This window comes from Paenibacillus mesotrionivorans (genome assembly GCF_046098205.1).
GTDB classification, from domain to species: Bacteria; Bacillota; Bacilli; order Paenibacillales; family NBRC-103111; genus Paenibacillus_AR; species Paenibacillus_AR mesotrionivorans.
The window spans coordinates 47946-63372 of record NZ_JBJURJ010000014.1; the positions used below are offsets into that span (position 1 = coordinate 47946).

The following is a 15427-nucleotide window of genomic DNA, read 5'->3' on the forward strand; positions in this document are numbered from 1 at the left end:
CTCAACCGTATTGGAGCCGTAAGCCCCTCTCTAATCCTGCACCTTCAGCTCCATAATGGCGTCACGCAGCTGCGCCGCCTTCTCGAACTGGAGGCTCTTGGCCGCATCCTTCATTTCCTTCTCCAGACGTTCGATGAGGCTCATCCGGTCCTTCTTGGACATCTTGGCACCCTTGACCTCCGCCAGATATTCGGTCTTGGATTCGGCCGCTTTGGTGGCCTCGATAACATCACGCACCCGCTTCTGGATGGTCTGGGGTGTAATGCCGTTCTTGCGGTTATGCTCCTCCTGGATGGCACGCCGCCGCTTCGTTTCGCTGATGGCCTTCTCCATGGAGTCGGTTATTTTGTCCCCGTACATGATGACCTTGCCGCCCGAATTCCGGGCCGCCCGCCCGATGGTCTGGATCAAGGAGCGCTCCGCACGAAGGAAACCTTCCTTATCAGCATCGAGAATGGTGACCAGCGATACCTCCGGAAGATCGAGGCCCTCCCGCAGCAGGTTGATGCCTACCAGCACATGGAACACCCCAAGACGGAGCTCCCGGAGAATCTGCATCCGCTCGATAGTCTTGATATCGGAGTGCAAATAGCGCACCTTAATGCCCAGTTCCTTGAGGTAATCCGTCAGATCCTCGGACATTTTCTTGGTCAGAGTGGTGACCAGCACCCGCTCGTCCTTGGCAATCCGGTCATGGATCTCCCCGATCATATCGTCGATCTGTCCCTTGGTGGGACGGACCTCCACAATGGGGTCAAGGAGCCCGGTAGGCCGGATAATCTGCTCCACCATCTTGGGGCAGTGCTCCAGCTCGAAGGGCCCGGGAGTTGCCGATACAAAGACCCCTTGGGTAAACTTGCTCTCGAATTCCTCGAAGCGCAGCGGCCGGTTGTCCAGCGCAGAAGGCAGCCGAAACCCATGGGCCACCAGCATCTCTTTGCGTGCCCGGTCACCGTTGTACATCCCCCTGATCTGGGGCAGGGTCACGTGAGATTCGTCAATAACAAACAGCATATCCTCCGGGAAATAATCCAGCAGCGTATACGGGGTTTCGCCCCGCTGGCGGAAGGTCAGATGGCCGGAGTAATTCTCGATGCCGGAGCAGTAGCCCATCTCCATCATCATCTCGATATCGTACCGGGTGCGCTGCTCCAGACGCTGGGCCTCCAGCAGCTTGTTGTCCGCCCGCAACTCCGCCAGGCGTTCCTCTAGCTCTACCTCAATGTTGGCCACCGCCCGCTGAAGCGTGGACTGTTGGGTAACAAAGTGGGAGGCCGGAGGAATCGTCACATGATCCCGCGTACCGAGAATTTCCCCGGTGAGCACGTCGATCTCCGTAATCCGTTCGATCTCGTCGCCGAACATCTCCACCCGCACCGCATGCTCCCCTTGGGAGGCGGGGAAAATCTCCACCACATCGCCCCTCACCCGGAAGGTGCCCCGGACAAAGTTCAGGTCATTGCGCTGGTACTGGATATCCACCAGCTTATGGAGAATGTCGTTGCGCGGCCGCTCCATGCCAACACGCAAAGATAGGCGCAGGTCCTTGTATTCCTGCGGCGAACCCAAGCCGTAGATGCAGGACACACTGGCCACGATAATGACGTCCCGGCGCTCGAACAGTGAGCTGGTGGCCGAGTGGCGGAGCTTGTCGATCTCGTCGTTGATGCTGGAATCCTTCTCTATATAGGTATCCGATGAGGGAATATAGGCTTCCGGCTGGAAGTAGTCATAGTAGCTGACGAAATACTCCACTGCATTATTCGGAAAAAACTCCTTGAACTCGCTGCACAGCTGGGCTGCCAGCGTCTTGTTATGGGCGATGACCAGTGTCGGGCGGTTGAGCCTGGCAATGACCTGGGCTGCCGTAAAGGTTTTGCCTGTTCCCGTAGCACCCAGGAGGGTCTGGAACTTCTGTCCCGACTCGATGCTCTTGACCAGCTCCTCAATGGCGGCAGGCTGATCCCCCTGAGGCGAAAACTCGGACACCAGTTCAAATTTCCGCTGGCTTAATGCAGATTCACTCATACGATCACCCTCACAGCGGAGAACCCGCTTGATTGATTATAGTAAGGCCCCTAAACTTTTCAGTGACAGAACCCGATAAAAAAATTGACAAAGTTACAAATTTTGTACAATGGGAATGCATGTTCCTATCAATTATACCCGCTTTCCCAGTGGATTGCAAAGGGAACAGCATACTTATTTTTTCTTTACCTGTAATTGTTTTACATACATATCTAATACCAGTCTTGAAAGGGGAAACATGATGTGGATATTACAACATTAATCGGCCTGATCATCGGCTTTGCCGGACTGATCGGCGGATATGCAATGGACGGAGGCCATCTGAGTGCGCTATTTATTCCCAGCGCCTTGCTGATTGTATTCGGAGGCACCCTTGGTGCGGTGGTGGTCAGCTTTCCCGCATCCCGCCTGAAGGGAGCCGGCGAAGGTCTCAAGATGGCTTTTACCCAGAACAAAAGCGATCCGGACGTATTAATTGATGAGATTGTGGATATGGCCACCATTGCCCGCCGGGAGGGTGTGTTGGCCCTGGAGCAGCGGGCACTGGAGAACCCGCATCCGTTTTTGCACGAGGGGCTGCTGATGGTGGTGGACGGCACTGATCCGGAGCTGACCCGGCAGATCCTGGAGCTGGAGATGGATTCCCTGGAATCCCGGCATGAAGGCCATGCCAAAATTTTTGAAGCCGCCGGCGGCTTTGCCCCGACTATGGGGATTATCGGTACGGTGCTGGGGCTGATCCACGTGCTGGGCAGTCTGGAAAACCCGGAATCCCTGGCTCCTGCTATCGCCATTGCGTTTACCGCCACCTTGTACGGTGTCTTCAGCGCCAACGTGATTTACCTGCCCATCGCCTCCAAAATCAAGGTCAGAAGCGAAGAGCAGATTGCCGAGCGGGAAATGATGCTGGAGGGCATCCTGGCTCTCCAAGCCGGGGAGAATCCGCAATTGATTCGCAAGAAGCTGCTTTCCTTTACCCAGCATAAGAAGAACAGGGGCAGCATCAGGGAGGCAGGTGCCGGCATTGAGAAGGAGCAATAGGAAAAAGCGGAACGCCCCCGAGAATCATGAACGCTGGCTGATCACCTACTCGGACTTGATTACACTGCTCCTGATTTTTTTTATTGTCATGTACTCCATGAGCAAGGTGGATATGGCCAAATATGAGATGCTCTCCGAATCCCTGCATCTGCAGTTCGCCAAAGGCGATACCATTATCGAAAAGCATGACGGTCCTGCAGGCGATTTGAAGCAAGGGGATAAAGCCACGCCCGTACCCACAGACACTCCCACCCCCTCCCCAAGCGCCAGCGCCCAGGCGGAAAGGGAACGGGAGCTGCAGGACCTGCTCTCCAAGGTGAATCAGTATATTGAAGAAAACAATCTGCAGGCCCAGGTCTCTACCGGGGATCTCCAGCGTGGCGTGGTTATCAAGCTGAACGATATGGTGCTGTTCGATTTGGGCAAGGCTGATTTGAAGCCGGCCTCCCTGCCGATTCTGGACAAGCTAGGCTCCCTGTTCCGCAGTCTGGATACCAAGATCAGCATTGAAGGCCACACGGATAATCTACCCCTGCAGACCGGTTCTTTGTACAAGGACAACCTGGGGCTGTCCCAGGCCCGTTCCGTTTCGGTAATCCGGTATCTGCTCAGTACTCCGGGGATGAATGACAGGATGTTTGTATCCACTGCCTATGGAGATACCATGCCCATCGCCCCCAACGATACAGAAGAAAATCGGGCGAAAAACAGGCGTGTGGAAATTGTCGTCCTGCGGGAGCCGCAAAAGCTGAATTAACCTATAAAACCCCTTCGCGGCTGAGGCTCGCGCAAGGGGTTTTGCAGTTAATTGGAGTATGTACAGGAGCCTATACAGGAATCTTGCTTATGTACAGTAAACAATGGAGCTGTTTACGAGGTATGCTTGGAGCGTTCAATCATGGAATTTGCTTAAAAGGAGGCTCAACATGTCTGCATGGGTGCACAAGCAAAACCGGTTGCCGGTTAGCGCGAAAATCCTGGTTCTGGGGGACAGCGTCACGGACAACGGTCTTTATATCGCCTACCTGGATGCTTATTTCCGCCGATACCATCCCGGAAAGGACCTGTCCCTGATTCCCCTGGGAGTGAGCAGCGAAACCGCGTCCGGCCTGAGCGAAGCCAAACATCCCTTTCCCCGCCCCTGCGTCCATGACCGGGTACAGAGGGCACTGGATCTAACAGAGCCCGATTGGGTGTTCTGCTGCTACGGGATGAACGACGGGATCTACCATCCCTTGTCGGAGGAACGGTTCCAGGCTTACAGAGCGGGGATGCTCCTGCTTCTCGAAAAAATCAAAGCCGCGGGAGCCAAAGCGGTGGTTTTAACCCCGCCGCCTTTTGACGCCGCATCCTTCTCATTTCCTGCCCCGCGGACCGGAGAGGGCGGCAAGCCGGATTACAGCTATTTATCCCCGTACCGGGATTATGACGATGTGTTGAGTGCTTATGCGGAGTGGTTGTTAACTGACCCGGCACTGGAGGCAGCTGGCGCCGTAATCGACATCCGGACTCCCCTGCTTCAAGCCACCGCCTCAGAGCGGAATCGGCAGCCGGGTTATTCTTCAGGCGACGGGATCCACCCCAACGCTTATGGCCACGGGGTTATCGCGCGCACCCTGCTGGCCGAGTGTTTTGGCGAGAACATGGCCCATATAGAGGATCTTTCGGCGTCACTTGAGGAATGGATGGGGTTTCCGTTGGTCCTTAGGCGGCACCGGATTCTGGCGGACGCTTGGAAGGAGCATGTGGGCCACACACATCCCGTTAAAACGACGGAGGCCCTACCTCTGGAGGAAGCTCTGGCGGCTGCACGGCTCTTAGAGCAAGAGATTACACATATCGGCACACTACAAAATGAGGAGAGATAATTATGCGGTTGCGACAGGTCCATCTGGATTTTCATACATCTGAAGCCATTCCCGATATTGCCAAGGATTTTTCCAAGACTCAATTCCAGGCGATGCTGCGGGAGGGTCATGTTGATTCCATCACCGTATTCTCCAAGTGTCATCACGGCTGGGCGTACCACCCCAGTGAAACCAACGAGATGCACCCGAATCTGTCCTTTGACCTGCTGGGGGAAATGATTGAAGCCGCCCATGCCATCGGAGTCAAGACTCCCGTGTATCTGTCCGCCGGACTGGACGAAAAGCTGGCCCGGCGCCACCCCGACTGGCTCATCCGCGACATTCAGGACCAAACCCGCTGGGTGAAGGGGTTTATGGAGGCCGGGTATCACGAATTTTGCTTTAACACCCCTTATCTGGATATCCTGCTGGCTCAAATTGAAGAGGTCACCCGCAACTATGACGCGGACGGTATCTTCCTGGATATTGTGGGCAGCCGCAGATGCTACTGCCAATATTGCGTCGCCGAGCTGCGGCGCAACGGCCAGGACCCCCGCGATCTGAATGCGGTCATCGCCCTCGGACGCAAAACCTATCTCCGCTACACCGAGCGTGTGCGGGAGGTGGTGCATGCAATTAAACCCGGCCTGCCGATCTTCCACAACAGCGGACACCAAACCCGGGGCCGCCGGGAGCTGGCCCACGCCAACACCCACCTGGAGCTGGAGTCTCTGCCCACCGGAGGCTGGGGCTATGACCACTTCCCCTTGTCCGCCCGTTATGCGCAGACTCTGGGAATGGATTTCCTGGGCATGACCGGCAAATTCCATCAGGCCTGGGGAGAATTCGGGGGTTACAAACATCCCAATGCCCTGCGGTTCGAAACGGCTCTGAGCCTGGCCCACGGAGCAGGCTGCTCCATTGGCGATCAGCTCCATCCCAAGGGGCTGATGGACCCGGCCACTTATTCTCTGATTGGAGAGGCCTACGCTGAGGTGGAGGCCAAGGAGCCCTGGTGCACCGGCGTTTCCGGTGTGGCGGAGGTAGCGGTGCTGTCTCTGGAGGCAGTGCAGGAGGCCGCTCCCCCGGCGTTGAAGAAGCAGGAGCGCAACAAGCTGGCTGACCCGGGTGTGGTGCGGATTTTGACCGAATGTCACTACCTGTTTGACGTGGTGGATACGCAGGCAGATTTTGGTGCGTACAAGGTTCTGGTGCTGCCGGATGAGGCGGTGCTTTGGCCGGAGCTGGCGGAGCGGATCCGCAGCTTTATCGCCGGAGGCGGCAAGGTGTTGGCTACGGGGCAGTCCGGGCTGGATGAGACAGAATCGGCCTTTGCCCTGGAGCTTGGGGTAACGCATATGGGCACTAACCCGTATTGCCCGAGTTATTTCCGGCCGGATTTTGTGCCTGGGCCTCTGAAGCCCGCCGCCTTCGTCATGTATGCGGAGGGAGAGCAGGTAGAGCTGGCTCCCGGAGGACGGCAGTTGGGCAGCAGGGAGAACCCCTATTTTAACCGGGACGTCTTCGCCTTCTGCTCCCACCAGCATACCCCCACCAACGGCGAGGACGCAGGTCCGGGTATGGTGGAAAGTGATGCAGGCATCTATATCGCCTGGAAGCTGTTCTCTGATTATGCCGATAACGGGCATCTGATTCTGAAGGAAATGGCCCATTATGCGCTCCAGCGCCTGCTGCCCAAGCCCATAGTGGAGACCAGTCTGCCGGCCAGAGGGATTGTCACCCTCCAGCATCAGGTGAAGGAACGCCGTTACGTCCAGCATCTACTCTACAACACTCCGGTGAAAAAAGGCCGGGTAGAGGTAATCGAGGATATTGTACCGCTGTACAATATCCCCGTCACTCTCCGGCTGCCTGAGCCGGTGAAGCGGGTCTATCTGGCCCCGCAGGGGACGGAGCTGGCCTTCACCGCCGACGAGGGCGGCCAATCCGTCAGCTTCACGCTGCCGCTGCTGGAGAATCACCAGATGGTGGTGCTGGAGGTGTGATGGGATCCGGACGGCCACTCGGGGCACTTGGGGCACTTGGGGCAACACTTTTGGCGGGAAAAGCTTCTTGGATAGGATGGCCCGGCAGGCTGCGGGAGGATTACGCAAGATTTGAATTAGAGGAAGAGAATTTCCGCTAAGCTTGGTGCGGAGACGGCATCTAAGGGGTTAGCGGAAGGAGTTTTCCGTTATGAGCACCGCAGCCTGGGCTGACCGCCGCGCAAATGGACAATAGCGGAAGATTGCTTCTGCTAATAAGGTGGAATGCCCCGTTGGCAGTTGATAGCGGAAGATTGCTTCCGCTAATAAGGTGGAACGCGCTGCTGGGGGCCGTTAGCGGAAGGAGACTTACCGCTATTTAGCCGGAATGCCCTTATGGCGACCGATAGCGGAAGAGGAATTTCCGCTATCGGCTATGTAGCCGGCCATTTCTCCGGTATGACGCTGCAATAACGGAAGGTTCCCTTCCGTTATCCGCGTAAAATGGGGGAGTGGTTGTCCGACCAGGTGCGCGCGATAAGCTCTGCGGGCCCAGACTGCCGTCAGGTGAACGGGCAATAGCAGAAGAGGCCTCCGCTCCCGAAGTAACACCGGTTCTTGCTGCAGCCACACTCCATACAACCGAAAAAGGACGCCGCCGGATTTCAGTCCGCTGCGTCCTTTTCTTTGTGCGTTCTTACATCGCCCTGTCGTTGCTCCTCTGCTGCTTATCGAACAAGCCCCCCAAGGAGCGGGCCAGCACCGATACCAGCCCATGCTGCTGCCGCTCCTCCACCACATAACGGGTGTCCTCGTCCGGGCAGAGAAGAATACCCAGCTGATGGTGCTCCCCCGCAAAAATCGCTCTTCCCGCAAAGCGGCTCTCCCCCTGCAGGTTGAGAATCTCCAGCTTGCAATAGGCCGGATTCTCCTGCAAGGCGGCATGGAGCCCTTCGCGGGTGCGCACTGGTAGTCCGTTTACCTTGGCGAGGATTTCTCCGGTCCGGATACCCAGTGCCTCCGCCGGACTGTCCGGCAGCACGGCGAGAATCTTCAGCCCGCGGCTGTCATGGACAAACCGGAGTGTCTCCTTGGTTTCCTCCCAGCGCCCCCACCACAGAATGCCTTCGTGGAGAACGATAGTCAGCACCGCAGCCACCGGAAGGAACGCCCCAACCCAATGGGACAGAAGAGCCAGCCCCGTTACGGCCACACCATAAATCAGGAGCCGTCCCGAGGTTCTCCGGGCTTTGTCCTCCGGCAATTGGGTCCACGTGGACTCCATAAAGCCCATGGCTACGGGCAAGGCCAGAATGGTCCAGCCTGAAGAGGCCAGACCGGAGCCGAACACCGGTGTCCACGGCAGCTGGAAGCCGCCGGACTGGGCCGGCACCAGCAGGAACAGTGCCACCGGCCAAAAAGCATATAACTGAAAGCCGCCCATGACGCGGCCACGCTTGCTCTCCGAAAACAACGGTGTCCGGGTCAGGCTTCCCTGATGGCGGACAAGCAGCGCCTCCGCCAGATGGAGCACCCCTGCCAAAGCCAGCAGCGCCGGTGTCTCCACTCCCTCCATCCACCGGTACAGCCACCCCAGGGCTGCCGTATCCGCCCCTTGGGGCAGCCAACCCATCACTGCATCGGCCAAGGCCAGGATGCCCGCGGCATACGCCAGGCACAAAAACCGGAGCCGGAACAGGATCAGAACCGCCGACAGCGCCCATAACAGCACCATAGCCTCCAGCGTGAAGGCGGAGCCCAGTGCTGCCAGCACCAGGGATGCCCCCAGCCCGGCTGCCAGCCCCCAAACCACCAATCTCCAGACAACCCGGCCCATATAATGAAAGCGGGAATGGAACAGCTTGCGCTCCAGCCGGATCTGCCGTCTGTATTGAAGCAGAATCACCACCAGCCCCAGGTAATAGAAGGGATTCACCAAGAGCCCCAGCAGCGCTCTTCCCCAAGCGGACAACAGATTCAAAGCCAGGTCCATAACCGCATATCAGCTCCTTTACACAATCCCCCTCATGGAACTTGCAACAACGCAAAAAAAGAGAAGGCGGGGAACCTAGCCCCCTGGGCCGTGCTCGCAAACACGCCCTAACCTTCTCTTCATTCTACATGGCTGCCGCTTTTTCCTGCCAAAGCCATCATTTTCCCTAATTATTCCATGAACGCCATAAGAATCACGGGTTCAAAAGCCGGATAGCCTCCTGCAGCTGCGCATCATTGGCCGGGCTCTTCAGGAGAGTGATGATATCATTCTCCAAACTCTCCATCGTGGCAATGTTGGCCACTCCGGTGGCAGGCAGACTGCGGCTGTTCTGATACTGCTTCAGCACCTCAGCCGTTTGCTGGCTGAAATACCCGTCCGTACGGCCCGGCTTGAAGCCCAGCCCCTCCAGCATCACCTGCAGCGACTTCACCTCATCGCTGTTGGCATCCACCGTCAGCTCATTCTTCTTCGAGAACGGCATCACGTGGTAATAGGCAGGCTGATCCACCTTCACATCCGGTTCAATCCCCGTTTTGTGAATCCAGGTTCCTTTGGGCGTCAGCCACTTATAGGTGGTCATTTTGATATTGCTGCCGTCGCCCATTTCCTTCTCGAAGGTCATCTGGACGGTACCCTTGCCGAAGGTTTTTTCACCCACCAGCTTGCCCAGTCCCGTATCCTTGAACACGCCGGCCAATATTTCCGAAGCGCTGGCACTGCCGTTGTTGATGAGCACCGCCACCGGAAGCTGCTTGCCCGCTGTAGTGCCGTTGGACAAGGTGGGGGCACGTTTGCCGTCCCGGTCCTCGATCTGCAGAATCGGTTTGCCCTTGGCCACGAAGTTCTCGGAGATATCCACAACTACCGGCAGGAGGCCACCCGGATTATTCCGCACATCGATGATCAGGGACTTCATGCCCTTGGTTTCCAGACGGGTGAGCTCCTCCTTGAAGCGCACAGCCGTATTGGTGGCAAACTGCCGGATTTCGATTTTGCCGACGGTATCGTTCACCATCTCACCGTAGACTGTTTCGACGGGAATGTCATCCCGCACCACGATGACCTCGATGGCTTCCGTCAGCCCGGTGCGCACGACACCCAGCTTGGCCTGGGTTCCCTTGGGGCCGCGGATTTTGACTACCGCCTGGGTAAGGGTGAGTCCGTCCAACGGCTCACCATTGACGGTCAGAATTACATCATTGGCCCGCAAGCCGGCCTTCTCCGCAGGAGAGCCCTTAATGGGGGACACAATGGTCACCTTGCCGCTCTCCAGGGATACCTCCGCTCCTATTCCCTGGAAGGAGGAATGGATGGTGTCGTCAAACTGCTTGGCCTCTTGCGCATCCATGTAGCTGGTGAACGGGTCCTCCAAGGCATTGACCATGCCGTGAATAGCCCCGTTCATCAGCTTGTCGTGATCCACCTGGCTGAGATACTTGGAGCTGATCAGCTCGAATGTGGTGGATAACTTCTTCAGATCGTCCTTCGACAAGCTGCTGCCGGGGGCGGTTGAAGACACCGCAGCCGAAGTCGCCTGTACTCCCGCCTCCGGGGAGCCGACGATGGTAAGGGTAAGAATGCTGCTGGCAAACATGCCTAGCAGCACAAAGGTAAGAACTGCCCGTCCGCGAAACATCAAACCAAACCACCACCTTTTACTCTCTAACCTGAAATAACACGGTTTAGTATATGACAAGCGCGTCCGGAATATAAAGCCTCTCCCGGAAATGTATCGCCTTCATTTGGAAAAAAAGTCTGCAAAAGCCTGCATCGAATGCAGGCTTTTGGGGAACTGCCATGTAAGTAAGGGGGCTACAGGCCCAGATATGGTCTCGGGTTGGTCGGGGTATCCCCGTTGTCCTTCCGCACCTCAAAGTGCAGATGGTTACCGGTGGAATCGCCGGTGGAGCCCACTTCCCCCACCTTGCCGCCGCGTTTCACGGAATCGCCTTCGCTGACGCTGATAGCCGACATATGACCGTACCAGGTCACCAGACCATTGTTATGGTCCACGACTACCGCATTGCCGTAGCCGCTAACCCAGCTGGCCAGGATAACGGTACCCTCATCGGCCGACAGCACCGGAGTGCCCTTGGGCGCTGCGATATCCATGCCTTTATGAAGCTTATTGACCTTCTTGATGGGGTCAACCCGGTAGCCGAACTCCGAGCTGATAGTGCCGTTTATGGTTAAGGGCCATTGCAGCTTACCTCCGGCATACACCGGTTTGGATGCGGCTGCCGTTCCCTTTTTCTTCGCTTCTTCCTTGCGTTTCTCCTCCGCCAGCTTGGCATACAGGGCCTGCTTGTCCTTGACCAGCTTCTCGGCGGCTGCTTCCGCCTCCTCGCTGATATGCTCCTGCTTTTGCTCCTCTTTGGTCAGACTGGCGATGGTTACTTCTTTTTGCTTCAGGTTCTTTTGCAGTGTGGCATAAATCGCTGACTTCTGGCTGTGCATATCAGTCACCTGGGCCAGCTGCGTTTTGATTTCGGCTTCCTTCTGGGTAATGGCCTCCTTGTCCAATTCATTGGCATGGAGGATTTCCGTGTCCTTGCCTACAATGGTTCTGAGGTTTTGGAACCGGTCGATGAAGTCGCTGAAGCTGGTCGAGCTCAAGAGGACATCCAGATAAGAGACAGAGCCGTTCATATACATCAGACGGACTCTGGATTCCAGCAGACTTTTGCGGGAAGCCACACGCTCCTCTGCCTCCGCTTTCTGCTTGCCGGTGTCCGCGAGATTGAGATTGGTTTGGGCTATCTGCTGCTCCAATGCCATGACCTGATTGCTCTGCTCCTCAATTTCCTTCTGGAGCTGGTCCATGCCTTTTTGCTCCTGCTTGATCTGCCCGCTGATGACGCTTTGCTTCTTCTCGGCGTCCTCTTTTTCCTTCTGCCGGGCCTTCTCCTGCTGTGCAATCTGATCAATCTGCTTCTGAATATCCAGCACTCCGGCATGCCCGCTCACAGGCACAAATACAAGACTGGCGGCCGCTACAAAGGCTATAAAAGGGACAAGTACGCGTTTTTTCACCGACCGTTTTCCTCCTGAAACTAATATATTTAGGCCTTCAAATATTTGCGGACAGACAAAAGACTTCCCCAGATTCCAATCCCGATGCCGATGGCCAGGAGGATCGCCGACAATTGCAGATGCACATCATCAAAAGGCTTTAATTCCATCATCATGGTTTCGAGACCCGACCTGCTGGAATCCACCAGCCGGTAGTAGCCGTACAGGAGTACACCTGCGGGAATGACCGAGCCGATCACACCCAGAAGCGCTCCTTCTATAAAGAAAGGCCAGCGGATAAAGCCGTTGGTGGCGCCAACCAGCTTCATAATCTTGATTTCCCTGTCGCGGGCCATAATGGTCAGCTTAATGGTATTGGAAATAAGGAACATCGCCGTTAAAGCCAGGCAGGCTACCAGAATCAGGCCGATATTGCGCACGATGCCGGTAATTCTGAACAGGGTGTCTACTGTGGATTTGCCGTAGTCCACCTTGACCATCGGTTTCGGGTTCTTAGATTCGTTCAGGCTTACGATCCGGGCGGTCACATCCCCAACCTCCCGCGGTTCCTTGACCGTCACCGTAAAAGCGTCATTCAAGGGATTGTTCTCCCCGTCCATCCCCTCCAGGTACTGCTTGCCGGTTTCGCCCATGCGCTCGCGCATCAGAGCGAGCCCCTCATCCTTGGAGATATAATCCACCTTGGCAACCCCCTCCAGCGCCTCCAGCTCGGAACGCAGCTTGGCGACACTTTCCTGGGCAATATTCACATCAAGAAACACCTTGATTTCAACCTTGGATTCGATTTGCGCGGACATGTGGTTGACATTAACCGCCAACAGCAGGAAGATGCCCAGGATAAACAGGGAAATGGCGATGGAGCTGACTGAGGCGAAGGTCATCCAGCCGTTGCGGATAAGGCTTTTGCCCCCTTCCCGGAAGTGCCTGCCCAGGGTACTAATCTTCATAACCGTAATCCCCTCTCGCCTGGTCGCGGGCGATGAGGCCCTTCTCCACAGCGATGACCCGCTTGCGCATGGAGTTCACGATCTCTTTGTTGTGGGTCGCCATAATGATGGTGGTGCCCCGGTAGTTGATCTCTTCCATCAGCTTCATGATATCCCAGGAGGTATCCGGGTCCAGATTGCCCGTAGGCTCGTCGGCGATGATAACCGATGGGCTGTTGACAATGGCTCTGGCAATAGCTACCCGCTGCTGCTCTCCTCCCGACAGCTGGGTCGGCAGCGAATCTGCCTTGTCCCGCAGCTTGACCAGCTCCAGCACCTCCAGGGTGCGCTTCCTAATCAGCTTCTTGGGGGTTTCGATGACTTCCATGGCAAACGCGATATTTTCCGACACGGTCATCTTGGGCAGGAGCCGGAAGTCCTGGAAGATGACTCCGATATTCCGCCGCAAAAAAGGGATTTTCCGCGGTTTCAGCTTGGCGAGATTAAAGCCGTTAACAAAAATATGCCCCTTGGTGGGCTTTTCCTCGCGGTAAATCATCTTCATGAAGGTCGATTTGCCTGCGCCGGAAGGCCCTACCACGTATACGAATTCATTGCGGTCTACCTTGAGGTTGATGCCCCGTATGGCGTGTGTTCCGTCCGGATATGTTTTCCAGACGTCTTGCATTTCGATCACAGTATCACATCCACTCTTTCATAATGATCGGACAGCGCGCAGGTAAAACAAATAGCCTGAAAACACAGTCAGCTTATTAAACTTCGACAGAAAAACTGTTATTCCTTTATCGCAGAAGCGATTTTCCGTAAGATTCCATGAAATGTACACTTTTCTGTGAAAATCCGGGAATTGTCTACGGGCCGAATGCGCCATTAGACGCCTCCGGGACAGAGTGAACTATTTCGGCGGACACGCTCATATAGTGGTAGGAGAAGGCTTGGACTTCGGGCTGTTGCTGTTGCCTGCGGACCAAACCTCTCTCACACAAACTTTTAGGGGGGTGTCCCCATGTTAGCGGACAAACACAAGCGTGCAGCCGCGGCGGCCGGTGTGCTGGTACTTCTGGCAGCCGGGGGCTTATGGGGAATCAGAGCATACGGCCTGGATGATCAAATGCCACATGGCTTGGCCTTCGGCGGTATTCCCGTAGGCAAACTGCCGCTTACCCGGGCGGAGCAGCTGCTGGAGGCCCATCTGGCGCAAACAGCGGGCTGGCGCCTCCGCTTTGCCTCGGAGGTACCCGGCGCCGAGCAAGCGTCTGCCTTCGGCAGCACGGGGCTGCGCTGGGATGCCTCCGCTCCCCGGCAGGCACTGGCAGAGCTTAAAGGCGGCAGCCCCTTCCGTCGCGCCTGGGCTAAATGGCAGCTCCGCAACCGGGATCTGCCCGTGGGGATTCTATACGATGAAGGGGCTTATGCCGGATTCGTCAAACAAACCTGGGCGGAGCTACATGCCAAACAACCCACACCGGCTAAACGGCTGATTACCGGACAGGATCGGGTGGAGATTATTCCCGACATCCCGGTGTACCGGGTGGACGAGAAAAAATTGCTGGACAGCCTGCTGGCTACGGACTGGCTCTCCATGTGGCGCGGACTGGCTCCGGAGCAGGAGGCGGCCAAAGCGGATCCCGTCGTGATTCCGGTGCCCCTTGCGGAAATCCACGCCCAGGTCACCTATGATTCCCTGACTGGTCAAGGCATTGAACGCAAAATAAGCGAATTCGCCACCACCATTCTTCCCGGCGGCGAAGGGCGCCTGCACAATATTGTCTCCGCGGCCAAAACCATTCAAGACCGGGTTCTTGCGCCGGGTGATATATTCGATTACGCCCCAGTTATTGAAGAAACCAAAAACCGCTTCGGCTTCCGGGAGGCTCCGGTCATCTATAACGGCAAGCTGGTGCCCGGCGTGGGCGGCGGAATCTGCCAAGTCTCCTCCACCTTGTACAATGCGGTGCTGCGGGCCGGGCTGGAGATTGTGGAGCGGCGGAATCATACCCTGCCGGTAAGCTATGTTCCGCTGGGACAGGATGCCACCTTCTCGGAGGGGTATATTAATTTCAGGTTTCGCAATAACACCGGCGCGTATCTGCTGATCCGCACCGTGACCGAATCCAAGAAGCTGACAGTGAAGCTGTTCGGCACACTGCCCCAGAGCCAGTCCTTCGACATTGAGTCCGTCACCGTGGAGGAGTTGGAGGCCCCGGTCAAAACCGTCATCAACCCCACGCTCCGCATCGGCCAGCGTGAGGTGCTGCAGAAAGGCAAACCGGGTTATGTGGTGGAAACCTACCGCACCAAACGGGAGAACGGCACCATCCTCTCCCGGGAGCTGATTTCACGGGACCGTTATCAACCCCAGCCAGCCCTGGTGGCCGTAGGGGGCAAAGCCGGTGAAGGTACAGGTTCCGGCGGCGAAGGTAAGGAGGGTGTGCTGGAGGACGGAGTGGAGGGCCCCCGCTTCCGGTAAGCCTTATTTTGGGCCCCCGGCTGTCCGGCAGCCCGCGTCTATGCTGGTCTTCGGGATAGTCCGGCTCCCGGTCTGAGGTC

Annotated in this window: 11 protein-coding genes; 5 read left to right on the plus strand and 6 right to left on the minus strand. The window is 56.6% G+C overall.

The features are described 5' to 3' along the window. Nucleotides 1-30: 30 nt before the first annotated feature. Nucleotides 31-2028, minus strand: a complete 1998-nt coding sequence (gene uvrB, locus ACI1P1_RS20270) for an excinuclease ABC subunit UvrB (protein WP_416218265.1) — start codon at nt 2026-2028, stop codon at nt 31-33. A 243-nt stretch (nt 2029-2271) separates the two neighbouring features. Here uvrB and ACI1P1_RS20275 point away from each other — a divergent pair, with 243 nt between their 5' ends. From ACI1P1_RS20275 to ACI1P1_RS20290, 4 genes are all read left to right on the plus strand, one after another. Continuing rightward, nucleotides 2272-3069, plus strand: coding sequence for a flagellar motor protein (locus ACI1P1_RS20275; protein ID WP_416218266.1), 798 nt, complete (start codon nt 2272-2274; stop codon nt 3067-3069). Further along, entirely contained in the window at nt 3053-3826 is a 774-nt protein-coding gene (locus ACI1P1_RS20280; RefSeq protein ID WP_416218267.1) for a flagellar motor protein MotB, read from the plus strand. Before ACI1P1_RS20275 ends, ACI1P1_RS20280 begins: the two co-directional genes overlap by 17 nt. Nucleotides 3827-3995: 169 nt before the next feature. Continuing rightward, on the plus strand, nt 3996-4937 hold the full coding sequence (locus tag ACI1P1_RS20285; RefSeq protein WP_416218268.1) for a GDSL-type esterase/lipase family protein: 942 nt from the start codon (nt 3996-3998) through the stop codon (nt 4935-4937). Between the two features lie 2 nt (nt 4938-4939). Continuing rightward, entirely contained in the window at nt 4940-6922 is a 1983-nt protein-coding gene (locus ACI1P1_RS20290; protein ID WP_416218269.1) for a beta-galactosidase trimerization domain-containing protein, read from the plus strand. A gap of 676 nt (nt 6923-7598) precedes the next feature. On the opposite strand, the gene ACI1P1_RS20295 is transcribed toward ACI1P1_RS20290, so the two are convergent. The 5 genes from ACI1P1_RS20295 to ftsE all read right to left on the minus strand — a co-directional run bounded on the left by ACI1P1_RS20295 (nt 7599) and on the right by ftsE (nt 13553). Beyond that, nucleotides 7599-8894, minus strand: coding sequence for a PDZ domain-containing protein (locus ACI1P1_RS20295; protein WP_416218270.1), 1296 nt, complete (start codon nt 8892-8894; stop codon nt 7599-7601). A 193-nt stretch (nt 8895-9087) separates the two neighbouring features. After that, entirely contained in the window at nt 9088-10536 is a 1449-nt protein-coding gene (locus ACI1P1_RS20300) for a S41 family peptidase (RefSeq protein ID WP_416218271.1), read from the minus strand. A gap of 173 nt (nt 10537-10709) precedes the next feature. Continuing rightward, nucleotides 10710-11930 carry a murein hydrolase activator EnvC family protein gene (locus ACI1P1_RS20305; protein ID WP_416218272.1) on the minus strand — a complete coding sequence of 407 codons (1221 nt, stop codon included), beginning with the start codon at nt 11928-11930 and terminating at the stop codon, nt 10710-10712. Nucleotides 11931-11959: 29 nt separating this feature from the next. After that, nucleotides 11960-12877, minus strand: a complete 918-nt coding sequence (gene ftsX, locus ACI1P1_RS20310) for a permease-like cell division protein FtsX (protein WP_416218273.1) — start codon at nt 12875-12877, stop codon at nt 11960-11962. Beyond that, nucleotides 12867-13553 carry a cell division ATP-binding protein FtsE gene (gene ftsE / locus ACI1P1_RS20315; protein WP_416218274.1) on the minus strand — a complete coding sequence of 229 codons (687 nt, stop codon included), beginning with the start codon at nt 13551-13553 and terminating at the stop codon, nt 12867-12869. The genes ftsX and ftsE overlap by 11 nt, the downstream gene beginning before the upstream one ends. Nucleotides 13554-13883: 330 nt before the next feature. Between ftsE and ACI1P1_RS20320 the strand changes: the two genes are divergently transcribed. Next, nucleotides 13884-15347 carry a VanW family protein gene (locus ACI1P1_RS20320; protein WP_416218275.1) on the plus strand — a complete coding sequence of 488 codons (1464 nt, stop codon included), beginning with the start codon at nt 13884-13886 and terminating at the stop codon, nt 15345-15347. The last annotated feature ends 80 nt before the right edge of the window (nt 15348-15427 follow it).